The 26,241-nt window shown below is 71.8% G+C and carries 25 protein-coding genes; 4 read left to right on the forward strand and 21 right to left on the reverse strand.

Annotated features, from left to right (window positions below):
- Positions 1-40 precede the first annotated feature (40 nt).
- Both KY5_RS13350 and KY5_RS13355 read right to left on the reverse strand, forming a co-directional pair.
- Entirely contained in the window at positions 41-394 is a 354-nt protein-coding gene (locus KY5_RS13350; RefSeq protein WP_098242454.1) for a cytidine deaminase, read from the reverse strand.
- 26 nt (positions 395-420) lie between these two features.
- Positions 421-1,344, reverse strand: coding sequence for a helix-turn-helix transcriptional regulator (locus KY5_RS13355; protein ID WP_098242455.1), 924 nt, complete (start codon positions 1,342-1,344; stop codon positions 421-423).
- A 90-nt stretch (positions 1,345-1,434) separates the two neighbouring features.
- Here KY5_RS13355 and KY5_RS13360 point away from each other — a divergent pair, with 90 nt between their 5' ends.
- Positions 1,435-2,862 (forward strand): MFS transporter, encoded by a 1,428-nt coding sequence (locus KY5_RS13360; RefSeq protein WP_098242456.1) that lies wholly within the window; start codon positions 1,435-1,437, stop codon positions 2,860-2,862.
- Between the two features lie 37 nt (positions 2,863-2,899).
- Here the strand turns inward: KY5_RS13360 and KY5_RS13365 are convergent, their stop codons facing one another.
- Together KY5_RS13365 and KY5_RS13370 are read right to left on the reverse strand one after the other, a co-directional pair.
- Positions 2,900-3,112, reverse strand: coding sequence for a DUF397 domain-containing protein (locus KY5_RS13365; protein WP_234362719.1), 213 nt, complete (start codon positions 3,110-3,112; stop codon positions 2,900-2,902).
- A gap of 154 nt (positions 3,113-3,266) precedes the next feature.
- Complete coding sequence (locus tag KY5_RS13370; protein ID WP_098242458.1) at positions 3,267-4,163, reverse strand: helix-turn-helix domain-containing protein; 897 nt, start codon at positions 4,161-4,163, stop codon at positions 3,267-3,269.
- Positions 4,164-4,584: 421 nt separating this feature from the next.
- On the opposite strand from KY5_RS13370, the gene KY5_RS42945 reads away from it, so the two are divergent.
- Positions 4,585-4,716 carry a hypothetical protein gene (locus KY5_RS42945; protein WP_267894273.1) on the forward strand — a complete coding sequence of 44 codons (132 nt, stop codon included), beginning with the start codon at positions 4,585-4,587 and terminating at the stop codon, positions 4,714-4,716.
- A 225-nt stretch (positions 4,717-4,941) separates the two neighbouring features.
- On the opposite strand, the gene KY5_RS13375 is transcribed toward KY5_RS42945, so the two are convergent.
- The 16 genes from KY5_RS13375 to hrcA form a co-directional block, all read right to left on the reverse strand.
- Positions 4,942-5,298, reverse strand: a complete 357-nt coding sequence (locus tag KY5_RS13375; protein ID WP_098242459.1) for an MmcQ/YjbR family DNA-binding protein — start codon at positions 5,296-5,298, stop codon at positions 4,942-4,944.
- Positions 5,295-6,602, reverse strand: coding sequence for a hemolysin family protein (locus KY5_RS13380; RefSeq protein ID WP_098242460.1), 1,308 nt, complete (start codon positions 6,600-6,602; stop codon positions 5,295-5,297). Before KY5_RS13380 ends, KY5_RS13375 begins: the two co-directional genes overlap by 4 nt.
- 4 nt (positions 6,603-6,606) lie before the next feature.
- A complete protein-coding gene (ybeY, locus tag KY5_RS13385) occupies positions 6,607-7,104 on the reverse strand; it encodes an rRNA maturation RNase YbeY (RefSeq protein ID WP_055549991.1) in 498 nt (165 codons plus the stop codon).
- A gap of 12 nt (positions 7,105-7,116) precedes the next feature.
- Positions 7,117-8,133, reverse strand: coding sequence for a PhoH family protein (locus tag KY5_RS13390; RefSeq protein WP_098242461.1), 1,017 nt, complete (start codon positions 8,131-8,133; stop codon positions 7,117-7,119).
- Between the two features lie 124 nt (positions 8,134-8,257).
- The gene (locus KY5_RS13395) at positions 8,258-9,364 is read right to left on the reverse strand and encodes a carbohydrate kinase family protein (protein WP_098242462.1); all 1,107 of its coding nucleotides are present in this window, start codon (positions 9,362-9,364) and stop codon (positions 8,258-8,260) included.
- Between the two features lie 39 nt (positions 9,365-9,403).
- Positions 9,404-10,699, reverse strand: a complete 1,296-nt coding sequence (locus KY5_RS13400; RefSeq protein WP_098242463.1) for a glucarate dehydratase family protein — start codon at positions 10,697-10,699, stop codon at positions 9,404-9,406.
- Between the two features lie 48 nt (positions 10,700-10,747).
- Entirely contained in the window at positions 10,748-11,944 is a 1,197-nt protein-coding gene (locus KY5_RS13405) for a macrolide family glycosyltransferase (RefSeq protein WP_098242464.1), read from the reverse strand.
- Between the two features lie 151 nt (positions 11,945-12,095).
- Positions 12,096-13,097, reverse strand: coding sequence for an adenosine deaminase (locus tag KY5_RS13410; protein WP_098242465.1), 1,002 nt, complete (start codon positions 13,095-13,097; stop codon positions 12,096-12,098).
- A gap of 51 nt (positions 13,098-13,148) precedes the next feature.
- Entirely contained in the window at positions 13,149-14,054 is a 906-nt protein-coding gene (locus tag KY5_RS13415) for a ribonuclease Z (protein ID WP_098242466.1), read from the reverse strand.
- Between the two features lie 14 nt (positions 14,055-14,068).
- Positions 14,069-14,422, reverse strand: coding sequence for a histidine triad nucleotide-binding protein (locus KY5_RS13420; RefSeq protein ID WP_098242467.1), 354 nt, complete (start codon positions 14,420-14,422; stop codon positions 14,069-14,071).
- Between the two features lie 73 nt (positions 14,423-14,495).
- Positions 14,496-17,723: a S41 family peptidase gene (locus KY5_RS13425; RefSeq protein WP_098242468.1), complete on the reverse strand. Its 3,228-nt coding sequence runs from the start codon at positions 17,721-17,723 to the stop codon at positions 14,496-14,498.
- Between the two features lie 82 nt (positions 17,724-17,805).
- Entirely contained in the window at positions 17,806-18,453 is a 648-nt protein-coding gene (locus KY5_RS13430) for a hypothetical protein (protein WP_159072523.1), read from the reverse strand.
- Between the two features lie 104 nt (positions 18,454-18,557).
- On the reverse strand, positions 18,558-19,298 hold the full coding sequence (locus KY5_RS13435; protein WP_098242470.1) for a 16S rRNA (uracil(1498)-N(3))-methyltransferase: 741 nt from the start codon (positions 19,296-19,298) through the stop codon (positions 18,558-18,560).
- The gene (locus KY5_RS13440; RefSeq protein ID WP_098242471.1) at positions 19,295-20,377 is read right to left on the reverse strand and encodes a nitronate monooxygenase; all 1,083 of its coding nucleotides are present in this window, start codon (positions 20,375-20,377) and stop codon (positions 19,295-19,297) included. Before KY5_RS13440 ends, KY5_RS13435 begins: the two co-directional genes overlap by 4 nt.
- Positions 20,378-20,563: 186 nt before the next feature.
- A complete protein-coding gene (gene dnaJ, locus KY5_RS13445) occupies positions 20,564-21,703 on the reverse strand; it encodes a molecular chaperone DnaJ (RefSeq protein ID WP_098242472.1) in 1,140 nt (379 codons plus the stop codon).
- Positions 21,704-22,720, reverse strand: a complete 1,017-nt coding sequence (gene hrcA, locus KY5_RS13450; protein WP_098242473.1) for a heat-inducible transcriptional repressor HrcA — start codon at positions 22,718-22,720, stop codon at positions 21,704-21,706. It abuts the gene before it with no gap.
- A 201-nt stretch (positions 22,721-22,921) separates the two neighbouring features.
- Here hrcA and KY5_RS13455 point away from each other — a divergent pair, with 201 nt between their 5' ends.
- The gene (locus KY5_RS13455; protein ID WP_418952770.1) at positions 22,922-23,665 is read left to right on the forward strand and encodes an MBL fold metallo-hydrolase; all 744 of its coding nucleotides are present in this window, start codon (positions 22,922-22,924) and stop codon (positions 23,663-23,665) included.
- A 35-nt stretch (positions 23,666-23,700) separates the two neighbouring features.
- The gene (locus KY5_RS13460) at positions 23,701-24,522 is read left to right on the forward strand and encodes a DUF3097 domain-containing protein (protein WP_098242474.1); all 822 of its coding nucleotides are present in this window, start codon (positions 23,701-23,703) and stop codon (positions 24,520-24,522) included.
- Between the two features lie 484 nt (positions 24,523-25,006).
- Here the strand turns inward: KY5_RS13460 and hemW are convergent, their stop codons facing one another.
- Complete coding sequence (gene hemW, locus KY5_RS13465) at positions 25,007-26,239, reverse strand: radical SAM family heme chaperone HemW (protein ID WP_199843059.1); 1,233 nt, start codon at positions 26,237-26,239, stop codon at positions 25,007-25,009.
- Positions 26,240-26,241 lie beyond the last annotated feature (2 nt).

The following is a 26,241-nucleotide window of genomic DNA, read 5'->3' on the forward strand; positions in this document are numbered from 1 at the left end:
GGCGATCGAGGAGCGGGGTCCGGGGCAGCGCCCCGGGACATCAGCCCGCTTCCCCCCGCACGCGAACCTCGCCGTCCGCCCCGGCGAGGAACACCGGCGTCCCGGCCCCGCCCAGGTCCCGTACGGCCGCGAGATCCTCATCCCGCAGGGCCGTCTCGCCGGAGACCACCGCCGCCGCCTCGAGGGACTCCGCCCCGGACGCCACCGCCATGGCCACCGCGGTCCGCAGGGCGGAAAGCCGGAGCGAGTCGAGCGCGACGGTCCCGGCCACATACGTACGCCCGGTCTCGTCCCGGACAGCGGCCCCCTCCGGCACCCCGTTACGGGCCCGTGCGGAACGGGCCAGGGTGACGATCTTGCGGTCCTCGGGGTCCAGCGCGGCGCTCTCAGTCATGCCCCGAGCATACGGAGCACGCCCCGCTACCCCGCCACCGGATAGATGGAGCCCCGCCGCCCCTCGGGCGAGGCGAGCCACGCCAGCTTCCCGGCCGTGTCGACGGCGTCGCCCCCGTCGGGCCCTGCCCCCGGCATCGGCGTGTGCATCACGATCGTGAGGTCGGGCCGTGCGGGCACCTTCAACTGCGTCGACTCCAGGAAGAGCGTCCCCACCACGGGGTGCTCGATCTCCTTGGCGACCTGCCCGCCGGGCAGGATGTCCCGCCGCTCCCACAGCTCCGCGAACTCCGCGCTCGTCGCCTTCGCCTCCTCGATCACCGCGGAGAACCCGTCGTCCTCGGGGAGCTCCGAGCACGCGGCCCGGTACATCGCCACGACCTGCGGAGCGTTGCGCTGCCAACTCGTCGCGCGGGCACGGTAGATGGGGTCGCTGAAGAAGGTGAGCAGACAGTTCTCCGAGGTCTCGGAGCGCATGCCGAGCACGGAGGCCGCCGCGTCGTTGTACATGACGCAGTTCCAGTACGCGTCCATGATGTGGGCCGGGTACGGCATCCAGTTGTTGATGAGCCGGTGCAGTCCCTCGCACATGCCCCAGTCGTCCTGCGCGACCTCGGGGGCCGGGGGGTTGAGCCCGGCCAGGACGTACAGATGACGGCGCTCGGCGCTGCTCAGCTTCAGCACGCGCGCGACGGAGTCCAGGACCTGCGGCGAGACGGAGATGTCCCTGCCCTGCTCCAGCCACTGGTACCAGGAGGCACCGACACCGGCGAGCACGGCGACCTCCTCGCGGCGCAGACCGGGCGTGCGCCTGCGGGCCCCGCCGTCCGGAAGCCCTGCCTCCGCCGGGCTGACCCGCGCGCGGCGGCTCATCAGGAACTCGCGCAGTTCACTGAGGCGGTGCGCCTTGGACGCGTCCGCGTGCGTCGTCGCGACCGACGGTGTGGCCATGTGGCGCTCCCCCAAGCCTGACTGGTGTTCCGACCACCAGCATAAGTTCCCGCTCCCCACGTCTATTCCGGCCATCGCAAGCTCTTGACCATGGCGATCGACACCACCACTGCCCCGTCCCCCCAGGCCGCCCCACCGGCGCCGCGTCCGCACGCCCCCAAGCTCTCCTCCCGCGACAAGCTCGTCCTCTTCGTACTCTGCGCCGCGCAGTTCATGGTCTCGCTGGACTTCTCCGTGCTGAACGTGGCGCTGCCCGTGCTCGGCGCCGACCTCGGCATGAACCAGTCCGCGCTGCAGTGGGCGGTGACCGCCTTCGCCCTGCCGTCGGGCGGCTTCCTGCTGCTCTTCGGCCGGTTCGGTGACCTCTTCGGGCGCCGGAAGCTGTTCCTCGCGGGCCTCGCGCTCTTCGGCCTCGCCTCGCTGCTCGCCACGTTCGCGTGGGACCCGGCGTCGTTCCTGACCGGCCGTGCGCTCCAGGGCGTGGGCGCGGCGGCCATCGTGCCGACCGGCATGTCCCTGCTGACGACGACGTTCCCCGAGGGCCCCCAGCGCGACCGGGCGCTCGGCATCTCCGGCACGCTCCTCTCGCTCGGCTTCACGGTCGGCATGGTGCTCGGCGGCGTACTGACGGACACCCTCGGCTGGCGCTCCACGATGGGCCTGCTGACCGTCTTCGCACTGCTCGTCCTGCCGCTGGCGCCCGGCCTGCTCCCCGAGTCCCGCACCCCGGACCGCCCGCGTCTCGACATCCCCGGCGCCGTCACGGTCACCGGCGGTCTGCTCGCCCTGATCTACGCCCTGTCCACGGCGGCCGAGCGCGGCTTCGGCGGCGCCGACGTCCTCGTCACGCTGGTGGCGGGCGTCGCCCTCCTCGCTGCTTTCGGCTGGATCGAGTCGCGCGCCGCGGCGCCGCTGGTCTCCCTGCCGATGCTGCGCCGGCGCACGGTGGCGTGGGGCAACCTGGGCGGCCTGGTCACGTTCTCGATGATGACGACGGTCGTGTTCGTCCTCACCCTCTACTTCCAGGAGATCCTGCACCTCTCCGCCTTCAGGACCGGCCTGGTCTTCGGCGTGCAGGGCGTCGTCTCCGTGCTGGCGGGCATCTACGCCCCCAAGGTCATCGGCCGCTTCGGCGCACGCCGCACCCTCGTCGGGTCCCTCGCGGGACAGGGCGCGCTCGGCGCGGCGCTGCTCGGCATCTCCGAGGGCGGCTGGTCGGTGTGGCTGGCCACGGCCGCGGTGTCGCTGGCGAGCATGTGCCACCTGGGCGCGATCATCTCGTACGGCGTGACGGTCACCTCGGGCGTCCCCGACGAGGAGCAGGGCCTGGCGACGGGCCTGGTCACCTCGACGCAGCAGGTCGGCATCACGATCGGCATCCCGCTGCTCGGTGTCCTCGCGACGACGAACGCGGACCTCCTCACCGGCACGCGGACGGTGCTCCTCATCGACGCGGCGGTGGTGCTCGCCGCGGCGGCCGCGGTGGCGGTGGGGCTCGGCGGGCGCAGGCGCGCGTGAGCCCGCCGAGCCCCGGCGTGACGTCGGCCCGGCCCCGTCAGGGCCGGGCCGACGTCACGTCACGCGGGGATGGACAGGCGAACGAGGAGAGAAACGCGCCCCAGGCGTCCGGGCCCACCGCGAGAACCGCACCCCGGGTGCGCGCGGAGTCACGGACCAGGACCGTCTTCCCGGTCCAGGCGATCTCCACGCAGTCGTTGTCCTGAGCCCCGCTCGCACTGCTCTTGCGCCATGCCCATGTGCTGCCCACGCCGCTCCTCCACCCCGGGTGCGGAAGACCAGCCGGCCCGGCGCGGCTGGTGCAGAGGCACGTAGCACCTCTTCCAGGATAACGGCGCGTCATACAGATCTGAACGACCGGTTTCGGGCCAAGGTCCGGCGGCCCGGGGGAGGTTGAGGGAGCGTCAAGCCGCCTCGACGGGCGGCAGCAGCCTCTCCAGGTCGTCGGTTCCCTCTTCGACCCTGACCGCCAGCGCCTTGAGGATGTCCACGGTGCGCTCCTTGATGGCGAGGTCCTCCAGCTCCCAGAACCTCTCCAGGTAACGCCCGCTCTCCTCGGGCGCGTTGGTGCTGTACGAATCGCCGCGCGGGTTCTCCAGGTAGAGCGAGTCGGGCATCTCGTCGGCCTCGAACTCGAAGAGCGTGAAGGGCCCCTGGATCCCCGGATGCGCGCCGACGCTGAACGGCAGGATCTGGATGGTGAACTTCGGCAGGGCCGCCAGCTCCGCGAGCCGTTCCAACTGGCGCCGCATGACGCCGCGTCCGCCGACCTGACGGCGCAGGATCGCCTCGTCGAGGATGTAGAAGACCTCGCGGTCGCCCGACGTCAGCATGTCCTGCCGGGAGAGCCGCACCTCGATGGCCCGCTCGACCCCTTCGTCGGTCCCCTTGTCGTACGCCCGCATGATGGCGCGGCCGTACTCCTCGGTCTGCAAAGGTCCTGGCAGCTGGAGGGAGTTGTACGACCGGACGATCGACGCCGACGACTCCAGCGCGAGGAATTGCAGGAACTCCTTGCTGTACAGGTCGCGGAACTCGGCGTACGGCATCTTCCTGCTGCCCCGCGCGAGATCGAGCAGCTCCTCGATCTTGCGGCGGTCCCGGATCCCGTACGCATCGAGAAGGGGGCGCAGGTCGTTGACCGAGATGCCGACCTCGCCGGCCTCGATGCGGATCAGCTTGGAGGGGCTCCACTCCATTTTCGCCGCGACCTGACGCTGGGTCAGGCGGGCGCCGGTACGCGCCTTGCGGAGCTCGGTGCGCAGCCGCAGCCGCTGAAGTGCCGCACTTGGCGCGCTCATGATGGCTCCACCCCCAACCGGACCGTGCGAGGTGCAACATAGCAGACTAGAAGCTTACTCATCGAGACCTTCCGGGACGACAGTTCACGCCACTGTCAGGGGACCTCGGCCCTCCGGAGGCCGCAACCCGGGAGGGCCGTTCGGGCCGACAGTTCTCGGAAAGCTATATCGCACATGGCGAGGCTTCCTTCGGCGAGCTGTCCGACAGTACTACCCATGTGGCGATGTGCAGGCTACTCTATTGCAGAGGGTAGCCTGCTCAACTGACCATCGGCGCAAGGAGGTTGAGAACCGAACCGACGCGGCGCGGACTCACTCCACCGAGTGTTCACGAGCCACCGGATTCCCCCTTCCTGGCGCCACCCGTTCGTGGATCGCCGCGGTATCCACGACAGCGTGGACCAGGAAGGAGATCAGCCCGATGGCCGAGAAGCCGGACGGGCGCCGCACCATCCGCGTGTGGACCGAACGGGCCGCTCTGGCAGCCCCGTGGGCCAGTGTCCTCGTCGCGATCCAGGAGATCGTCGACCGATGGGTGCTCCCCCACGTATGAATGAGGGATCCACACGCCACAAAGGACTGACCCCGACCTGAGGGCCGGGGCCAGGATGCGGCGGACGCCTTCGCACAGACGTTTCCACTCCGAGTTCCCTTGCCCGGCAGCCCGGAGTGGGAGCGTTCGGGATCCGCCGGTACTTCCATTCTGCCGCCCCACCACCCCGATGGCGAGGGGCTGTTGGGACACTCTGCCAAGAGCGCGCTCCGTACCGCGCGCCCCTCAGGGCCGGTCGAGCCGCAACCGCTCCGCGCGTGGCAGTCCCGCCACCACCAAGTCGTACGAATCCTCGATGAGTTCGCGCACCTGGCGGTCCGGCAGCTCCGCGTCGACCGTCACCGTGTTCCAGTGCCGCTTGTTCATGTGCCAGCCCGGCACGATCTCCGGATGGGCCGCCCGCAGCTGGAGGGCCATCTCCGGATCGCACTTCAGGTTGACGGTGAGCGGGCGCCGGTCGAGCGCGGTGAGCGCGAACAACTTTCCCGCGACCTTGAAGACCGAGGTCTCCGGGGTGAAGGGGAACTCCTCCACCGCGTCGTTGAACGACAGGCAGAACGTCCGCAGCTCGTCGGGCGTCACCCGGACTCCCCCTCCTCGGCCTCGTCCGCACCGGACGCCACCGGCTCCACGAGCACGGTGACGATCTTGTTCCTGCGGCCCCCCGCGGACTCCGCGGTGAGCCGCAGCGCCCGCCCGTCGGGCAGCGGCACGACCGCGGAGGCGTCCGCGATCGGGACGCGTCCCAGGGCCTTGGCGAGCAGTCCGCCGACCGTCTCCACGTCCTCGTCGTCGAACTCGTCGAGGCCGAACAGCTCGCCGAGGTCGCCGATGTCGAGCCGCGCGGTGACGCGGTAGCACCCGTCGGCGAGCTCCTCCACCGGGGGCAGCTCGCGGTCGTACTCGTCGGTGATCTCGCCGACGATCTCTTCGAGGATGTCCTCGATGGTCACGATCCCCGCCGTGCCGCCGTACTCGTCGATCACCACGGCCACGTGGTTGCGCTCCTGCTGCATCTCGCGCAGCAGGTCGCCCGCGTTCTTCGTGTCGGGCACGAAGGTCGCGGGGCGCATCGCCGTCGAGACCAGCTCCGACTCGCTGTCGCGGTTGATGTGCGTCTTGCGGGCCAGGTCCTTCAGGTACACCATGCCGACGATGTCGTCCTCGCTCTCCCCCGTCACGGGGATGCGCGAGAAGCCGGAGCGCAGGGCGAGGGTGAGCGCCTGGCGGATCGTCTTGAAACGCTCGATGGCCACCAGGTCCGTGCGGGGCACCATGACCTCGCGCACGAGGGTGTCGCCGAGCTCGAAGACGGAGTGGACCATGCGCCGCTCCTCGTCCTCGATCAGGGACTCCTTCTCGGCGAGGTCGACCATCGCGCGCAGCTCCGCCTCGGAGGCGAAGGGGCCGCGACGGAAGCCCTTGCCGGGCGTGAGCGCGTTGCCGATGAGGATCAGGAGCGGTGGGATCGGGCCCATCACGCGGGCCAGCGGGAGCAGGACGTACGCCGCGGCGGTGGCCGTGTTCAGCGGGTGCTGACGGCCGATCGTGCGCGGCGAGACGCCCACGGCGACATAGCTGACGAGGACCATCACGCCGATGGCGACCGCGAGGGCCTGCCAGGTCTCGTCGAACTCCTGGAGACAGGCGTACGTCACCAAGGCTGCGGCCGCCATCTCGCAGGCGACCCGCACGAGGAGGGCCACGTTGAGGTAGCGGGTCGGGTCGGCGGCGACCTGCGCGAGCTTCGCGCTGCCGCGCCGCCCCGAGCGCACGGCCCCGTCCGCGCGGAAGCTGGAGACGCGCGCGATGCCCGCCTCCGCGCAGGCCGCGAGCCAGGCGACGACGACCAGGGCGACGGCCCCGGCGATCAGCGACAAGCTCATGGCGCTACGAGACGGTGGGCGCCGGGGACGGGCCGGTCAGGCCCTTCTCGGCGCGCCAGCCGTCGACGATGGCCGCTTGGAGGCCGAACATCTCGGCCTTCTCGTCCGGCTCCTCGTGGTCGTACCCGAGCAGGTGCAGCACTCCGTGGACGGTCAGGAGCTGGAGCTCCTCGTCCATGGAGTGCTGCGTCGGGGCGTCCTTGCCCTGCTGCGTCGCGACCTCGGGGCAGAGCACGATGTCCCCGAGGAGGCCCTGCGGGGGCTCGTCGTCGTCCTTCAGGGGCGGCCGCAGCTCGTCCATGGGGAAGGACATGACGTCCGTGGGCCCGGGCAGGTCCATCCACTGGATGTGCAGCTGCTCCATGGCGTCGGCGTCCACGACGATCACCGAGAGCTCGGAGAGCGGGTGGATGCGCATCCGCGCGAGGGCGTAGCGGGCGATGTCGAGGATCGCCTGCTCGTCGACCTCGGTTCCGGATTCGTTGTTGACGTCGATCGACATGGTGGTGCTGGTCTACTTCCCGTCGCGGCTGTCGTGCTGCTCGTACGCGTCGACGATACGGCCGACCAGCTTGTGCCGTACGACATCGTGGGACGTGAGCCGCGAGAAGTGGATGTCCTCGACGCCGTCGAGGATCTGCTGCACCTCGCGCAGACCGCTCTTGGTGCCGCCCGGCAGGTCGACCTGGGTGACGTCACCGGTGATGACGATCTTCGAGTCGAAGCCGAGGCGGGTGAGGAACATCTTCATCTGCTCGGCGCTGGTGTTCTGCGCCTCGTCCAGGATGATGAACGCGTCGTTCAGCGTCCTGCCGCGCATGTACGCCAGCGGGGCGACCTCGATCGTGCCCGCCGCCATCAGACGGGGGATGGAGTCGGGGTCGAGCATGTCGTGCAGCGCGTCGTACAACGGGCGCAGATAGGGGTCGATCTTCTCGTAGAGCGTGCCGGGCAGGAAGCCGAGGCGCTCTCCGGCCTCGACGGCGGGGCGGGTCAGGATGATGCGGTTGACCTGCTTGGACTGGAGCGCCTGGACCGCCTTGGCCATGGCCAGGTAGGTCTTTCCGGTGCCCGCGGGTCCGATGCCGAAGACGATGGTGTGCTTGTCGATCGCGTCGACGTACCGCTTCTGGTTGAGGGTCTTGGGGCGGATGGTGCGGCCGCGGGACGAGAGGATGTTCTGCGTGAGCACCTCGGCCGGGGTCTCCGGCGAGCCGTCTCCGTTCTCGTCCGCCCTCAGCATGGCGATCGAGCGTTCCACTGCGTCCTCCGTCATCGGCTGCCCGGTGCGCAGCACGAGCATCATCTCGTCGAAAAGGCGTTGGATGAGGGCGACTTCGTGGGCGTCGCCCACGGCGCTGACCTCATTGCCCCGGACATGGATGTCGGCCGCCGGGAAGGCCGTCTCGATGACGCGCAGCAGGGCGTCGCCGGAGCCGAGGACGGTCACCATCGGGTGCTTCGCCGGAACGGTGAAGTGGGCTCGCGCCTGGCCGTGCTCGGGGGTCTGAGCTGTGGGTGTCTGAGTCATGGGCCGGCTCTGAAGGCCGCTCGATCCTCCTCGTGCGGGGCTTGGGGCCGCATCTCAGCCTTGCACTGCCAAGAGTACGACGGGGCACCGACAACACCGAGAGGTTTTCGGGACCTCCCCGGGCTCACGCCGAGCGGCCGAAGCCGATCGTCGGCACCGCGCGGCGCAGCGGCCACGGCCTCGCGGCCGCCGGAAGGAGGTCCTCCAGGAAGCGGTAGCGGCGCAGCGCCACCGGGTCCTGGTCGTCGACCTCGCGCACCGTGCGCCACCAGGCGCCCACCTCGGCCCAGCCCGGCGCCGACAGGGAGCCGCCGAACTCCTGCACGGAGAGCGCCGCCGTGAGCCCCGCGAAGGCGAGGCGGTCGGCGAGCGGCCAGCCCGCCAGGGTCCCGGTGACGAAGCCCGCGACGAAGACGTCGCCCGCCCCGGTGGGGTCGAGGGCCTCGACCTCGATCGCGGGCACCTCCGCGGTCTCGCCGGTGCGCCCGTCCACCGCGTACGCGCCCTCCGCGCCGAGGGTCACCACGGCCAGCGGCACGTGCTCGGTCAGCGCCCGCGCGGCCGCCCTGGGGCAGGAGGTGCCGGTGTAGCGCATGGCCTCCGTGGCGTTCGGCAGGAACGCCTCGCAGTGCTCCAGGTCGGCGAGCCCGGCCAGGTCCCACCGCCCGGTGTCGTCCCAGCCGACGTCGGCGAAGATCCGGGTGCCGCCGCGGGCCGCCTCGGCGATCCACGGCGCGCGCGTGCCCGGCGTCAGCGCGGCGACGGCGGCACGCGCGCGTGGCGGCCGGTGCGGGGCCCCGCCGTCCGGCGCGTCGGCGTCGGGCGGCGGCTCGTGGCCGTGGCTGACCATGGTGCGCTCGCCCTCGTACGCCATGGAGACGGTCACCGGGGAGTGCCAGCCGGGCACGGTCCGCGACGTCGCGAGGTCGATGCCCTCGCCCTGTTCGAGGGCGTCCCAGCAGTACTCCCCGTAGTGGTCGTCCCCGAAGGCGGCGGCCAAGGAGGTGTGCAGGCCGAGCCTGGCGAGCGCGGTCGCCATGTTGGCGACGCCGCCGGGGCTCGACCCCATGCCGCGCGCCCAGGACTCGGTCCCGCGCACCGGCGCGGAATCGAGCCCGGTGAAGATGATGTCGAGGAAGACCGTGCCGGTGAGGTAGACGTCGCAGGCCGGATCACCGGCTCTGCGGGCAGACTTCAGCGGGTCGACGGTGGGCTGGGCTGGTACGACCATGGAGGCAACGTAACCGACGATCCTTCTGGGAGCCCCGGGTTACCAGCGTGGCACCGCCGGAGTCACCCACTCCGGATCCACCGCGCGCATGGCCGCGGCGTCGTCCCTCTCCCGCATCGCGCGGTGCTCCTCGTCCCGCCACCGGGCGTGCAGGACGGCGAGCGCGTCCCGGTCGAGCTCGACGCCGAGCCCGGGGGTGTCGGTGACCGCGACCCGTCCGTCCACGAACCGCGTCCGCGAGGTCAGCACGTCCTCCGACTGCCACGGGTAGTGCGAGTCGCAGGCGAAGTCGAGCGCGGGCACGGTCGCCGCCACCTGCGTCATCGCGGCCAGGCTGATGCCCAGGTGCGTGTTGGAGTGCATCGAGATCCCGACCCCGAACGTGCGGCAGAGCGCGGCAAGTTCACGGGTGCGCCGCAGGCCGCCCCAGTAGTGGTGGTCGGAGAGCACCACCTGCACGGCGCCGGTGGCGAACGCCTCGGGTATCTCCTCGAAGGTGGTCACGCACATGTTCGTGGCCAGCGGCACGGAGGTGCCCGCGGCGACCCGGGCCATCGCGGGCGTGCCGAGCGCCGGGTCCTCCAGGTACTCCAGTACGTCCGCGAGCTCGGCGGCGACCTTCAGCGAAGTCTCCACCGACCAGGCCCCGTTGGGGTCGAGCCGCAGCGGCCGCCCGGGGAACGCGTCGGCCAGCGCGCGGATCGCGGCGATCTCCTCGTCCGGCGGGAAGACACCGCCCTTGAGCTTGAAGGAGGAGAACCCGTACCGCTCGGCGAAGAGCCGCGCCTGCGCAACGACGCCGGCAGGGTCCAGGGCCGCGCCCCAGGGGTCGTCGCCCTCGGCACCGGGGTGCGCGGCCCACTTGTAGAACAGATAGGCGCTGTACTCCACGGCGTCCCGCACCTTGCCGCCGAGCAGCGCGTGCACGGGCAGGCCGAGCGCCTTGCCGAGCGCGTCGAGGCACGCCACCTCGAACCCGGAGACGACGGAGAGCCGCAGCTTGTCGGCGGTCTGCACACCGCGAAGACCGCCGACGTCCACGGAGTCGTCGACCCGCGCGCCGTCCACGGCCACCTCGTCCGCGAGTGTGAACAGCCCGTTCAGATCGGCGACTTCCCGCCCGACCAGCCGCTCGGCGAACGGCCGTGCGAGCTCCAGATACTTGCCGTCCCCGTACGTCTCCCCGATCCCCACCACACCACCGGCCGTGACCACCTCGATGATCAGGCGCGGGGTGTAGGGCTGATGCACGCCCTGGGTGTTGAGGAGCGGCGGATCAGCGACGAGAACGGGAGTGAGACGGACGTCCGTGATAACCAGGCCCTGTCCATACATGAGAACGCAGACTAGGTACACGAACAGCGACCGTCAATGGCGAACCAACTAGCCGGAGAGCTCGGCCTCGATCAGGTCCGCGGCCCGAGTCGTACCCCCCTCACCCCGGGCTTCCGCCTTCAACCGCGCGGAGCGCAGGGCAACCTCAGGATCCGACGTCAAGGCGAGCAACGCCGCCCGCAACGCGTCGCCCGTCGCGTCAGCGGTGTCGAGACGCCGGGCGACCCCCAACTCCACCAGGCGATCCGCGTTCATCGGCTGCTCCGCCCCCTGGGGCACGGCGATCATCGGCACCCCGCAGAAGAGCCCTTCGGAACTGCTCCCCATGCCCGCATGGGTGACGAACGCGTCGGCCTGCTCCAGGATCGCCAACTGCGGCACCCAGGAACGGACTTCGACATTGACCGGAAGATCACGCCCGAGCTCCGCAGGATCCACGTGCTTGCCGATCTGCAACACCACGTGCCACCCGGGAAGGTCCCCGAAGGCGGCCACGCACTGCCGGTAGAACTCCGGCTGCTGGGTGTACGAGGAGCCGAGCGAGACCAGGAGCACCTTCTCCGCCCCCGCGGGCCGCGCCCAGCTCTCCTGCTCGGCGCGACCGCCGAAGCACGGCCCGACGAAGTCGATCCGCTCCGGATCGACCGTGTCGGCGTGCGGCTGCATGGCGCGCGGGATCGTGGCGATGCCGCGCGGGGGCATCCCGGAGAACTCCGCCACGTCCAGGGTGGTGGCCCCGCACCCGGCGAGCCACTCCTTGAAGCGGGCCTCCAGGGCGTCGGCGCCCGGCAGTTGACCGAGGTACGCGCCGACGTCCTCCTGGTAGCTGCCCCAGGCCACGAAGGTCGGCGACAGCTGCACGAGCGGGCGCCCCTGCGCCTCGGCGAGCGCCCGGGCGACATAGGCGCCGATGTCGTAGAGATAGAGGTCGGCGGGGTCCTCGTCGTACGCCGCGTGGAGCTGCGGGAGCACCGCCATCGCGTCGTCGAGGAAGAGCGAGCTGGCCTCGATCGGGTCGTCGGGCCAGATGTTGTCGCGGAAGGGGAGCGTGGAGTCGTACGGGACGAGTTCGGCGCCCGTGGGCTCGATGAGAGCGGCGGTGGCCGGGTCGTTGGCGTACGTCACGCGGTGGCCGCGCGCCGCCAGCTCGCGGATGACTTCGAGGCCGGGCAGCACGTGGCTGACCATCGGCACGCCGATCATGGCGATGTGGGCGCGGCGACGGGGAAGTCGGCTGGATGACATGAGAGTTCCTTCGCGTACAGAAAGCTACGGATGAGGACACGGCGGCCCGCCGCCACGGCCCTCGAGGGGCGGGCGGGGGCCGAAAGGGCCGTGTCAGCCGTAGATCTGCGCGATGGTGTCCATGAACGGGACCGTAACCCACCGCCCGCGATCAGTCGAACGAATAAGCCTCGACCTCGGCGAGGTACTTCGCGCGCAGCGCCTCGTCCGCCGCGTCGCGGTCGAGGAAGGACGCCTCGAAGGAGTTCCGCGCGAGCGTCCGGAGCCGCTCGTGGTCGATGCCGAGCGCCTCGCGCACCGCGTGGAAGGTGTCTTCGACGTATCCGCCGAAGTACGCCGGGTCGTCGGAGTTGACCGTGCACATCAGGCCCGCGTCGAGCATCCGGGCCAGCGGGTGCTCCTCCAGGACGTCGATGGCGCGCAGCCGGACGTTGGAGAGCGGGCAGAGCGTCAGCGGCACCCGGTCCCGCACCAGGCGCTCGACCAGGTCCTGGTCCTCCATGCAGCGCAGACCGTGGTCGATGCGCTCGACCCGCAGCACGTCGAGGGCCTCGGTGATGTAGGCGGGCGGCCCCTCCTCGCCCGCGTGCGCCACGAGCCGGAGTCCGAGCGCGGCCGCCGCCTTGTACACCTCGCGGAACTTGACGGGCGGGTGGCCGACCTCGGCGGAGTCCAGGCCCACGCCGATGATCCTGTCGAGGTACGGCTTCGCCGCCTCCAGCGTCTCCAGGGCCGACTCCGCGGACTGGTCGCGCAGGAAGCACATGATGAGCCGCGTGGAGACGCCGTGCCGCTCCTCGCTGCGCTCCAGGGCGCGGGAGAGGCCCTCGATGACGGTGCCGATGGGGACGCCGCGCGCCATGTGGGCCTGCGGGTCGAAGAAGATCTCCGCGTGCCGCACGCCCTGTGCGGCCGCGCGCGCGAGATAGGCGTCCGCGAGCTCCTCGAAGTCGGCCTCGGTGCGCAGCACCGCCATCAGGCCGTAGTAGAGGTTCAGGAAGGTCTGGAGGTCGTCGAAGAGATAGGCCCTGCGCAGCTCTTCGGTGTCCGCGTACGGGAGTTCGACGCCGTTGCGCGCGGCGAGGGCGAAGGCGAGCTCGGGTTCGAGGGTGCCTTCGATGTGGAGGTGGAGTTCGGCCTTGGGGATCGGCATGGTGCGGTCTCGCTCAGTTCTGTGCTGGAGCCCGGAGGGCTCGGGTGGTGCTCAGGTCCGCTTGGGCAGGGGGACGCGCGACAGGTCGCGGGCGATGGTGAGTTCGCCCTCGAACCCGGCGGCGCGGGCCTGCTGTTCATAACGGCTCGGGTCGGGGTAGCGCTGGCTGAAGTGCGTGAGGACGAGATGGCGCACGCCCGCGTCGACGGCCACCCGGGCGGCCTGACCAGCCGTCAAGTGGCCGTGGTCGGTGGCGAGTCGCTCGTCCTCGTCGAGGAAGGTCGACTCGATGACGAGCATGTCGCAGCCCTCGGCGAGCGCGTGCACGCCGTCGCAGAGCCGGGTGTCCATCACGAAGGCGAACCGCTGTCCGCGCCGCACCTCGCTGACCTCGTCGAGCGTGACGCCGCCGAGGCGGCCCTCCTGCTGGATGCGTCCCACGTCGGGCCCGGTGATGCCGTGCTCGGCGAGCAGCTCGGGCAGCATGCGCCGCCCGTCGGGCTCGACGAGGCGGTAGCCGTACGACTCGACGGGGTGCGAGAGCCTCATCGCGTCGAGGGTGTACGAGGGGGCGGTGGCCAGCGGCCCGTCGGCGGCGACCGGCGCCTCGGTGAGGGAGACGGTCTCGCGGTACGCCGTCGCGTACCGCAGCCGGTCAAAGAAGTGCTGGCCCGATGCCGGGTAGTGGGCGGTGACCGGGTGCGGGACCCGGTCGAGGTTGATGCGCTGGATGACGCCCGCGAGACCGAGGGAGTGGTCGCCGTGGAAGTGCGTGACGCAGATCCGGTGCAGGTCGTGGGCGGCGACCCCGGCGCGCAGCATCTGCCGCTGCGTGCCCTCGCCGGGGTCGAACATGATGCCCTGGCCGTCCCAGAGCAGGACGTAGCCGTTGTGGTTGCGGTGCCTGGTGGGGACCTGGCTCGCGGTGCCGAGCACCACCAACTCGCGTACGGACAAGGAGGGGTGCCCCGCTATCCGGGAGGCCACTGGAGGCCGCGGCCGCCCAGGACGTGCGCGTGCGCGTGGAAGACGGTCTGCCCGGCGCCCGAGCCGGTGTTGAAGACGATGCGGTAGCTCTCCGACTTCTCGTCGGCGGCGACCTCACCGGCCTCGCGCAGCACGTCGGCGGCGATCTTCGGCTCGGCCGCGGCGAGCGAGGCGGCGTCCGGGTAGTGCGCCTTGGGGATCACCAGGACGTGGGTCGGCGCCTGCGGGTTGATGTCGCGGAAGGCGACGGTCGTCTCCGTCTCCCGCACGACGGTCGCGGGCACCTCGCCCGCGACGATCTTGCAGAACAGGCAGTCGCTCTGCGCTTCACCCGCCATGGGTCGACCTCCTAGGTAACAGTGATCAGTACAGACGAAAGCGTATCGCCCACTGTTGCGGGCAGGCGTTCCGCTAGTCCCCCGGCAGGACCGGCGCCGACTTGGCGGGGCTCTCCTCAAGCGCGGCCAACGCGAGCCGAACCGCTTCGTCCAGCTGCGGATCACGCCCCGCCGCGTAGTCGTCCGGCGTGGTCACGACCTCCACGTCGGGATCGACCCCGTGGTTCTCGACGCCCCAGTCGTACCCCTCCAGCCAGAAGGCGTACTTCGGCTGGGTCACCAGCGTGCCGTCCACCAGGTGGTAGCGGCTGTCGATGCCGACCACGCCGCCCCAGGTGCGGGTGCCCACCACGGGCCCGATGCCGAGCGCCCTGATCGCGGCGTTCACGATGTCGCCGTCGGAGCCGGAGAACTCGTTGGCGACGGCGACGACGGGGCCGCGCGGCGCGTCCATGGGGTAGCTGAGCGCCCGCGACCCGCGCGGCAGGTCCCAGCCGACGACGCGGCGCGCCAGCTTCTCCACGACGAGCTGCGAGGTGTGGCCGCCGCGGTTCTCGCGGACGTCCACGACCAGGCCCTCGCGGGCCACCTCGATGCGCAGGTCGCGGTGGATCTGCGCCCAGCCGGGCGCCTGCATGTCGGGGACGTGCAGATAGCCGAGGCGGCCCCCGGAGCGCTCGTGGACGTAGGCGCGGCGGTCCGCGACCCAGGCGTGGTAGCGCAGCGGTTCCTCGTCGTCGACGGGGACCACCACGGCGTGCCGCGGGTCGCCGCCGCCCGAGGGCGAGACGGTCAGCTCGACGGGCTTGCCCGCGGTGCCCGCGAGGAGCGGCCCGGGGCCCGCCACGGTGTCGACGGGCCTGCCGTTGACCGCGAGCACCGCGTCACCGGGGCGCACCGCGACGCCGGGCGCGGCGAGCGGCGAGCGGGCTGCCGGGTCGGACGTCTCCGAGGGGAGCACCCGGTCGATGCGCCACAGTCCGTCGTCGCCGCGCGAGAGGTCCGCGCCGAGCAGCCCCTGCCGGGTCGCCGCGCTGCCCCCGCCGCCACCGGGGACGACGTAGGCGTGCGAGGTGCCGAGCTCGCCGTGCACCTCCCACAGCAGGTCGACCAGGTCGTCGTGGGTGGCGACGCGGTCGAGCACGGGGCGGTAGCGCTCCAGGACGCCGTCCCAGTCGACGCCGCCCATGTCGGGCCGCCAGAAGTTGTCCCGCATGAGGCGGCCCGTCTCGTCGTACATCTGGCGCCACTCGGCGGCCGGGTCGACGGTCTGGCGGACCCGCGAGAGGTCGACGGTGATGTTCGAGTCGCTGTCCTCGTCGCCGGAGGCGCGCCGGTCGCTCGGCACCACCTTCAGCTTGCCGTCGGTCCACAGGAGCACCCGCTTGCCGTCGCCGGTGACCGCGAAGTGGTCGGCGTCGGCGGCGAGTTCCTCGACGCGGTGCTGCGCCAGGTCGTACCGCTCCAGCTCGGTCTTGGGGTCCGGGTCGGACGGCGTGGCGCGGGATGCGCCGAGCACGCCGCGCACCGGGTGGCGCAGCCAGAGCAGCCCGTCCTTGGCGGCCCGCAGGGTGGTGTAGCGGGCGGCCTCGACGGGGAACGGCACGATGCGGTCGGCGAGGCCGTCGAAGTCGATGCGGGTGACGGGGGCGCCCTCGCTGTCCGGCGTCTCCGCGCCCGCGCCGTCCTGCGCCTCGAAGGGCCTGCCGTGCCGCTGCGGCCCGAACGGCGAGGGCGTGGTCGCGCCGAGCGTGATCAGGTACGGCCGCGAGCCGCCGACGAACGCCAGGTCGAAGACGTGCTCGTCGTAGACCGGGTCGAAGGCGCGCGCGGAGAGGAAGGCCAGGTGCTTGCCGTCGAGCGTGAACGCCGGGGCGTAGTCGCGGAAGCGCAGCGGGGTGGCCTCGGTGACCGAGAGGTCGGCGGTGTTGGCGAGCTTGAGCTGGCGCAGCGGGCGCGGGCCCGGGTGCGACCAGGCGAGCCACGCCGAGTCGGGCGAGAAGACGAGACCGCTGACCTCGCCGTCCTCGCTGCGGTCGACCTCGCGGACCTCGCCGCTCTCCCGCTCGACGAGCAGGACGCGGCCGTCGTGCGAGGCGACGGCGGCGCGGGAGCCGTCGGGGGCCATGGCGAGCGCGAGGACGCGGCCGAGCTGTCCCGCGGCGAGCCTGCGGGGTGTCGCGCCGGGCGCGACGCCGGTGGCCGGGGCGAATTCGAGGGCCTCGTCGCCCTCCGCGTCGGTGACCCAGACGACGTGCTGCTCGCCGCCCACGCGGAAGGTGCGGGGCAGCCTGGCGCGCACGCCGTGCGTGGCGGCGAGCGCGCGGGCGGGCCCCTCGCGGTGCGTGACCCAGTGCACGGAGCCGCGCACGGAGACGGCGCTGCCGCGCCCGGTGTGGTCGGGCGCCGCCGCGCCGAGCCAGCGGGCCGCGGTGACGGGGTGCGGTTGCAGATCGGTGCGCTGCCCGCCGAGGCGGACGTCGAGGCGGCGCGGTTCGGCGTCCACCAGGTCGTCCAGGAGCCAGAGTTCACCCGCGGACGCGTACACGACGCGGGTGCCGTCGGTGGCGGCGTGCCGTGCGTAGAAGCCGTCCACGGGAGTGTGCCCGCGCAGGTCGGAGCCGTCGGGCAGCGAGGAGTAGAGGGCGCCGACGCCCTCGTGGTCGGAGAGGAAGGCGATCCGCTCCCCCACCCACAGCGGATGCTCGATGTTCCCCGCGAGGTCTTCGTGAAGCCGTACGAAGGGCTGCTCCTGCTCCCCGTCGGGCGTGCGGATCCACAACTTGCCCGCGGTGCCGCCCCGGTAGCGCTTCCACCAGGCGGCCTCGCGTCCCATCGGCGCGGAGAGCAGCAGCACCTGTCCTTCGGGGCCGTGCGCGACGTCGCCCACGACGCCGTACGGCAGGGTGGCCGCGGGTCCGCCGTCGAGCGGCACGGCACGCGCCCAGGTGCGGCGCATCGACGCCTGGTCGGCCGAGCTCACCGCGAGGACCTGCCCGTCGGGCGTCCAGCCGCGCACGCCGGTCTTCCAACTGCCCCAGTACGTCAGCCTCTTGGCGGGGCCGCCGTCGACGGGCGCGACGTGCACCTCGGGTGCGCCGTCGCGGGTGGAGGCCCAGGCGACGGTGGTGCCGTCCGGGGAGATCCTGGGGTGGCTCACGGGCATGTTGTCGGCGCTGACGCGCCAGGCGCGGCCGCCGTCGAGGGGGGCGACCCAGACGTCGTCCTCAGCCGTGAACGCGGTCAACTCGCCGTGGATGTGCGGATACCGGAGATACGCGGAGTGCGCTGCCTGTGTCACGGCGTCCAGCCTAGGCAGCCGCCGGGCGGCCCGGCAGCGTTTCTGATCACTTCGCAGGGGGCCGGGCGGCCGGAGCCCGCTCTCACTTGCCCGGCAGGCAGTTGCAGGTCGGCTGGGGCGGCGGGGCGGTGGCGGTCACGGTGACGGTCGTGGTGGGCGCGGGCTGCGGCTTGTGGTGCGAGGGCGGCGGCTGGTGGGAGACGGGCGGGTTGGAGGGCTTGCCGCCCCCGTCGTGCCCGCCGTTCCCGTTGCCGTTCCCGCCGTTGCCATTGCCGTCGCCGTTGTCGTCGCCGGAGTCGCAATTGCCCAGCACGTCGACGCTGAACCACTGCTTGCCGTCGATCTTGGCGGTGAGATTGCCGCGGACGCACGCCCCGTCGACGACGGCGTGCACCCTGCCCTTGATGGTGATGTCCTTGCCGTCGTCGGTCTCGCCCTGGCAGTCCACCTTGACGACGGCCTTCTTCGTCGGCTTGCCGCTCTGGGGCGTGACCCGGCCCTCGAAGCGCCCCGTACAGCTGAGCCATGACACGTCGGCGTGCTGGCGCTCCAGCTCCTTGGTGCCCATCTCGTCGGTGGTGAGCGCGACCGCGGAGGTGTTCAACTGCCCGTCCACGGGATCGCACGCGGTGACGCCGATCGCGGCCGCCCCGGCGAGCGCGACGGCGTACAGAACCGGTGAACGCCGCTTCAGCGAGTACGTGCCGCTTAACCGCCTCAATGCCCCCATAGGCGGCAGAGTGCCACTGCGCACGCCCGGGCGGTAGACCGCATGCGGCCATCTGTCCATCGGCGGCCCGACGGGTCCTCAGGAGGCCGCCATCCGGCAGTGGTTCAGGACCAGCGACCCGTGCGACCGAGCAGCAGCGCGGTCGCCGCGGTGCCCGCCGTCGACGTACGCAGCACACTGCGGCCGAGTCGGTACGGCTTCGCGCCCGCCTCGGCGAACGCCGCCAACTCGTCCGGGGACACGCCCCCTTCGGGCCCGACCACCAGGACGATGTGCCCGCTCGCCGGAAGTTCCGCGGTGGCCAGCGGCTCGCTGCCCTCCTCGTGCAGGACGGCGGCGAAGTCGGCCTCCGCCAGCAGCGCGGCGACCTGCTTGGTGGACGCGGCGTCGAGCACCTCGGGGAAGCGCACCCGGCGCGACTGCTTGCCCGCCTCGCGCGCGGTGGCCCGCCACTTGGCGAGGGCCTTGAGACCGCGCTCGCCCTTCCACTGCGTGATGCAGCGCGACGCGGTCCACGGCACGACGGCGTCCACGCCGGTCTCCGTCATGGTCTCGACGGCCAGCTCGCCACGGTCGCCCTTGGGCAGCGCCTGTACGACGGTGACGCGGGGCGACTCCGCGGGCTCCTCGGCGTAGGAGTCCAGCTTCACCACCAGCCGGTCCTTGCCCTCGGTGTCGAGGACCACGCACTGCGCCCAGCGCCCCGCGCCGTCGGTCAGGACGACGTCCTCGCCTGCGCGCAGCCGCTTCACCGATACGGCGTGCCGTCCCTCGGGCCCGTCCAGCACGTAGCGTCCGCCGTCGCCCGCGTCGAAGTGCTCGACGACGAAGACGGGGGCGGTCACGCCTCTTCTCCCCGCGCCTCGGACACCAGCGCGGCCCTGGCCTCTGCCAGCTCGGCCACCAGGACCTCGACGAGCTGCCCGGCGGGCAGCTCACGGGCGAGCCGGTGCCCCTGCCCCGCCCAGAGCGCCATGCCCTGCGCGTCACCGGCCTTGGCCGCGGCCTTGCGCAGGCCGCTGGTGAGGTGGTGGACCTGGGGGTAGGCGGCGGGGGCGTACGGACCGTGCTCGCGCATGAAGCGGTTGACCAGGCCGCGCGCCGGGCGTCCGGAGAACGCCCGGGTCAGCTCGGTCCGCACGAACAGCGGGTTGGTCATGGCCTGCTTGTGCAGGGGGTTAGCGCCCGACTCGGGGGTGACGAGGAACGCCGTGCCGAGCTGCGCGGAGTCGGCGCCCGCCGCGAGGACGGCGGCGATCTGCGCGCCGCGCATCAGCCCTCCCGCGGCGACGACGGGGATCTGCACGGTCTCGCGGACCTGCGTGATCAGGGAGAGCAGCCCGATGCCCGCGCCGTCGGTCTCGGGGTTGTCCCGGTGGGTGCCCTGGTGGCCGCCCGCCTCGACGCCCTGCACGCACACGGCGTCGGCGCCGGACCACTGGGCGGTCTGGGCCTCCTCGGGCGTGGTCACGGTGACGACGGTGAGGGTGCCGACGCGCGCGAACGCGTCGAAGACGTCGCGGGTGGGGCACCCGAAGGTGAAGGAGACGAGCGGCACCGGATCGTCGAGCAGGATCGCGAGCTTGGCGTCGTACCCGTCGTCACGCCCGCTGTCGGGGTCGCCGAGCTGCGTCTCGTACCAGGTGGCCTCACCGGCGAGCTGGTTGCGGTACACGTCGACGGCGGCGGCGTCCGCGTACTCGGGCTGCGGCATGAAGAGGTTGACGCCGAAGGGCTTCGACGTGAGCCCCCGCAGCTGTTTGATCTCCTGGTACATCCCGTCGGCGGTCTTGTACCCGGCGGCGAGGAACCCGAGCCCACCGGCCTCGGCGACGGCGGCGGCCAACTGCGGCCCCGAGGCGCCACCCGCCATGGGCGCCTGCACGATCGGATGGCGGCAGAGATCGGTCAGTGCGGAGGACATGACGGCATCGTGCCACGTCCGACACAACCCACCGAATCGTGCCCGCCAGGGGGGTGCCCCGTAAGGGGCGCGGGGAACTGCGCGAGCAACCCCCACCCCCCGCAGCCAAAGCGCGAAGCGCAAAAAGCAAGCCCCCCGGCACGGAATCCGCGACCGAGGGGCCAAGCAACAACACCGCTCCAGGCGCTACCGCCCGTTGAACGCGTCCTTGAGCCGAGAGAACAACCCCTGCTGCCCCGGCTGGAACTGCCCCGTGGGCCGCTCCTCGCCCCGCAGCTGCGCAAGCTCCCGCAGCAACCGTTCCTGCTCGGGATCGAGCTTGCTCGGCGTGAGGACCTCGACGTGCACGATGAGGTCACCACGGCCACCGCCCCGCAGGTGCGTGACACCGCGGCCGTGCAGCGGAACCGACTGACCGGACTGCGTGCCCGGCCTGATGTCGATCTCCTCCAGGCCGTCCAGCGTCTCCAGCGGCACCTTCGTGCCGAGCGACGCCGCCGTCATCGGGATGGTGACGGTGCAGTGCAGATCGTCCCCGCGCCGCTGGAAGACGGCGTGCGGCAGCTCGTGGATCTCGACGTAGAGGTCACCGGCGGGGCCGCCGCCGGGGCCGACCTCGCCCTCGCCCGCGAGCTGGATCCGCGTGCCGTTGTCGACACCCGCGGGGATCTTCACGGTCAGCGTCCGCCGCGACCGGATGCGGCCGTCACCGGCGCACTCCGGGCAGGGCGTGGGCACGACCGTGCCGAAGCCCTGGCACTGCGGGCACGGGCGCGACGTCATGACCTGCCCGAGGAAGGACCGCGTGACCTGCGACACCTCGCCGCGACCGCGGCACATGTCACACGTCTGAGCGGACGTCCCCGGCGCCGCGCCTTCACCACTGCACGTCGTACACACCACGGCGGTGTCGACCTGGATGTCCTTGGTGGTGCCGAAGGCGGCCTCGTTGAGGTCGATCTCCAGACGGATCATGGCGTCCTGGCCGCGGCGCGTGCGCGACCGGGGGCCACGCTGCGACGCCGTACCGAAGAACGCGTCCATGATGTCCGAGAAGTTGCCGAAGCCACCGGCCCCGAAACCGCCCGCACCGCCACCGCCGCCCGCCTGGGACAGCGGGTCGCCGCCGAGGTCGTAGACCTGCTTCTTCTGCGGGTCCGACAACACCTCGTACGCGGCGTTGATCTCCTTGAAGCGCTCCTGAGTCTTCGGATCCGGATTCACATCCGGGTGAAGCTCACGCGCCAGCCTCCGGAAGGCCTTCTTGATCTCGTCCTGGGAAGCGTCGCGGCGCACGCCTAGTACGGCGTAGTAGTCCGTGGCCACTTACGACTCCGCCAGGATCTGTCCGACGTAACGTGCCACTGCGCGTACTGCTCCCATCGTTCCCGGATAGTCCATGCGGGTCGGTCCGACCACGCCGAGTTTGGCTACTGCCTCGCTGCCCGAACCGTAGCCGACCGAGACCACGGACGTGGAGCTGAGGCCCTCATGGGCGTTCTCATGACCGATCCGTACGGCCATGCCCGAATCCTGCACCTCACCAAGCAACTTGAGGAGCACGACCTGCTCCTCCAGGGCCTCGAGAACGGGCCGGATGGTGAGGGGAAAGTCATGTCCGAAGCGGGTGAGATTGGCGGTTCCGCCGATCATCAGCCGCTCCTCGGTCTCCTCGACGAGTGTTTCGAGGAGGGTGGAGAGGACGGTCGCGACGGTGCCGCGGTCCTCCGCCTCGAAGGCCTCGGGCAGGTCCTGCACGAGCTGCGGCACGTCCGCGAAGCGGCGTCCCGCGACCCTGCTGTTGAGCCGGGCCCGCAGATCGGCGAGCGAGGTCTCGCCGAACGGCGCCGGGCAGTCGATCATGCGCTGCTCGACCCGGCCCGTGTCCGTGATCAGTACGAGCATCAGCCGGGCGGGAGCCAGCGAGAGCAGCTCCACGTGCCGCACCGTCGACCGCGTGAGCGACGGGTACTGCACGACCGCGACCTGCCTGGTCAGCTGCGCGAGCAGGCGCACCGTGCGCCCCACGACGTCGTCGAGGTCGACGGCGCCGTCGAGGAAGTTCTGGATCGCCCTGCGCTCCGGCGCGGTCATCGGCTTGACGCCCGCGAGCTTGTCGACGAAGAGTCGGTAGCCCTTGTCCGTCGGGATGCGCCCCGCGCTGGTGTGCGGCTGGGCGATGAACCCCTCCTCCTCCAGCGCGGCCATGTCGTTGCGGACCGTCGCGGGAGAGACCCCGAGACTGTGCCGCTCCGTCAGCGCCTTGGAGCCGACCGGCTCCTCGGTGCCTACGTAGTCGTGGACGATGGCGCGCAGCACCTCGAGCCTGCGTTCATTCAGCATCGCGCACACCTCCAGCCGTCGTACGTGTCGTCGAGCCCCGCCGAGCCCCCTTGCCTGGCACTCGCCACAGGTGAGTGCCAGCTGTCGAAAGGTCAGTGTACGGCCGTGAGGTACGGCCCCGGCAAGGGCGGACCCGCCGAAGTCACGCACGCGTGTCGGACAGCGGCTGCCGAACACGGCGCGTACGGATAGCGTCACCGTATGGACGTGGCGCTGGCATGGGAAGCGGCGGGCTGGGAACGACTCGCACCGCGTGTGGGGCGGTGCCGCCTGCCGGTCTGGGACTGCACGGCGGGGCTCGTCGTCGGCGACGACGCGGCCCTCATGATCGAGGCCGGGTCGACCCTGGCCGAGGGCGCGGCGCTGCGGACCCGCGCCAAGGAGCTCATCGGGGGCGGGCGGCGGGTCACGCACCTCGTGTTGACGCACCCGCACTTCGACCACGTCCTGGGGGCCGCGGCCTTCGCGGGCGTGGAGGTGTACGGGGCGGTGGGCATCGACACGGTCTTCGACAAGGGCCGCGACGAGCTGCGCGCCGACGCGGTGCGCCACGGCGTGACCCCGGACGCGGCGGCCGAGGCGGCCGATCTCCTCGTCCGCCCGCGCCACCTGGTCTGCGGCGAGTGGACCCTCGACCTCGGCGGCGGGGTGCGGGTGCTGCTCGCCAACGTCGGTCCCGGCCACAGCGGGCACGACCTCGCGGTCCTCGTCCCGGGGGCCGACGGGGGCCCCGAGATCGTGTTCTGCGGCGATCTGGTCGAGGAATCGGACGAGCCGCAGGCGGGGCCCGACGCCGTACCGGAGCGATGGCCCGCGGCGCTTGACCGGCTCCTGGAACTCGGCGGCGAGGACGCGCTCTACGTGCCGGGGCACGGTGCGGTGGTGGATGCGGCTTTTGTCCGTGCGCAGCGCGCCACACTGGCAGATCGCTTCGGCGTGTCGTAGCGGAGCTCCTTGCCACTCTTCTTATCGTCGGGAGAATGCGCCAGTACTCCGCCGATCTCACGCCCCCTTGGAAGAAGCCGAAGCCCGTGCCCGAGGTGGCGGCGGACGCCGGCCTCGTGGTCGAGGAGCTGAGCACCGGATTCTGCGGTGCGGTGATCCGATGCGAGAAGACCGCCGAGGGGCCGACGGTGACGCTGGAGGACCGCTTCGGCAAGCACCGCGTCTTCCCGATGGCGCCCCGCGGCTTCCTCCTCGAAGGCCGTACGGTCACGTTGGTCCGCCCCGCGACGGGCGCGGCCGCTCCTCCCGTACGTCCCTCACGCACTGCCTCCGGCTCGGTGGCGGTACCCGGGGCGCGGGCCAGGGTCGCGCGCGCCGGGCGCATCTATGTCGAGGGGCGCCACGACGCCGAACTCGTCGAGCGCGTCTGGGGCGACGACCTGCGCATCGAGGGTGTCGTCGTCGAGTACCTGGAGGGCATCGACGACCTGCCCGCGATCGTCGCGGAGTTCCGTCCCGGCCCCGACGCCCGCCTCGGCGTCCTCGTCGACCACCTGGTCCCCGGCTCCAAGGAGTCCCGCATCGCGGCGGAGATCTCCACGGCGGACGCGCTGGTGGTGGGCCACCCCTACATCGACGTGTGGGAGGCGGTGAAGCCCTCCTCGGTCGGCATCGCTGCGTGGCCCCGGGTGCCGAGGGGGCAGGACTGGAAGACGGGGGTCTGCCGGGCCCTCGGGTGGCCGGAGAACACGGGGGCCGCGTGGCAACGGATCCTGGGCTCGGTGCGCAGCTACCGGGATCTCGAGCCGGAACTTCTGGGGCGGGTGGAAGAGTTGATCGACTTCGTCACGGAGTAACTGGCCCCTGGGCCTTGACCGGATTCCCCTCCGCGGGGAGCGCACCTGCGCCCGGTGGCCCGGCCCGCCTGTACCTCATCACGAAACCACCCCACCACGAACAACCCCGCCGCCCCGCGACGGCCACGCCCACCCACCCATCCACCCGTAGCTCCGCACCGAACCGCCCCACCAGAAACAACCCCGCCGCTCCGCGACGGTCACACCCGCCCGCCCACCCGTAACTCCGCACCGGACACCCCCACCCGGAGCCCGCTCCGTCGCTCCGCGACGGGTCCCCTCCTGCCCGAGATCCCCGCTTCTGTACCGAATCGCCGCCAACGGCGCCCCGCCCCCACAGGAGACTCCCACCCGGCGGGTGGGAGAACGGGTGGAGCGGGTGGGTACGAGGGCCGCCCGCAGGGCGGAAAAGGGCAAGCGCCGAGCCGACCCCGCCGCAGGGCGGAGGCGAAGAAGGGCAAGCGCCGAGCCGACCCCGCCCCGCTCAGTCCACCAAGCCCCGAACCACCCCATCCGCCAACAACCGCCCGCGCAGCGTCAGCACCGCACGCCCCACCGCGAAGGGCCCCTCCTCCAACAGCCCGTCACCCAGCGCCCGCCGCGCCGCCGCAAGCCCGGCCGGACGGAGGAGATCCAGCGGGCACCCGTCGCGGAGGCGGAGTTCGAGGAGGATGCGCTCGACCCGCCGGTCCTCGTCCGCGAGGACCTCCCGCCCGGCCCCGGGCGACCGCCCCTCCGCCAGCGCCCCCGCATACGCCCCGGGATGCTTGACGTTCCACCACCGCACCCCGCCCACGTGGCTGTGGGCTCCGGGACCGGCCCCCCACCAGTCGGCCCCGCGCCAGTACAGCTCGTTGTGCAGGCAGCGCCCCGCCTCCGAGGTGGCCCAGTTGGACACCTCGTACCAGTCGTAGCCCGCCTGCCCGAGAACCTCGTCCGCGATGAGGTACCGGTCCGCGTGAACGTCGTCGTCGGTCATCGGGACCTCGCCGCGCCGGATCCGCCGGGCGAGCTGCGTGCCCTCCTCGACGATCAGCGCGTAGGCGCTCACATGGTCAGGACCGGCCCCGAGCGCGGCCTGGAGCGAGGCGCGCCAGTCGTCGTCGCTCTCCCCCGGGGTCCCGTAGATCAGGTCCAGGTTCACGTGGTCGAACCCCGCCGCCCGCGCCTCGGCGACGCACGCCTCGGGCCGCCCGGGCGTATGCGTGCGGTCGAGCACCTTCAGGACGTGCTGCCTGGCGCTCTGCATGCCGAAGGAGATCCGGTTGAAGCCACCGGCCCGCAGCTCACTCAGGTACGCGGGATCGACCGATTCCGGATTCGCCTCGGTGGTGATCTCCGCGTCGTCGGCGAGTCCGAACTCGTCGCGTACGGCCGCCAGCATGCGCACCAGGTCGGCGGCCGCGAGCAGCGTGGGCGTACCGCCGCCGACGAAGACGGTCCGCACGGGGCGGGGGTCGTCGCCGAGGACCTTCCTGGCGAGGCGCACCTCGTCGATCAGGGTGTCCGCGTAGTTGTCGCGGGAGGCGAGCACGCCGCCGGAGCCGCGCAGCTCGGTCGCCGTATAGGTGTTGAAGTCGCAGTAGCCGCAGCGCGTGGCGCAGTACGGAACGTGGAGGTAGAAGCCGAGCGGGCGCGCGGCCGCGCCGTCCAGGGCGGACGCGGGCAGCGCCCCGTCCTCGGGCATGGGCTCACCATCGGGCAGTGCGGAAGGCATGC

Source organism: Streptomyces formicae, assembly GCF_002556545.1.
Lineage (GTDB): Bacteria > Actinomycetota > Actinomycetes > Streptomycetales > Streptomycetaceae > Streptomyces > Streptomyces formicae_A.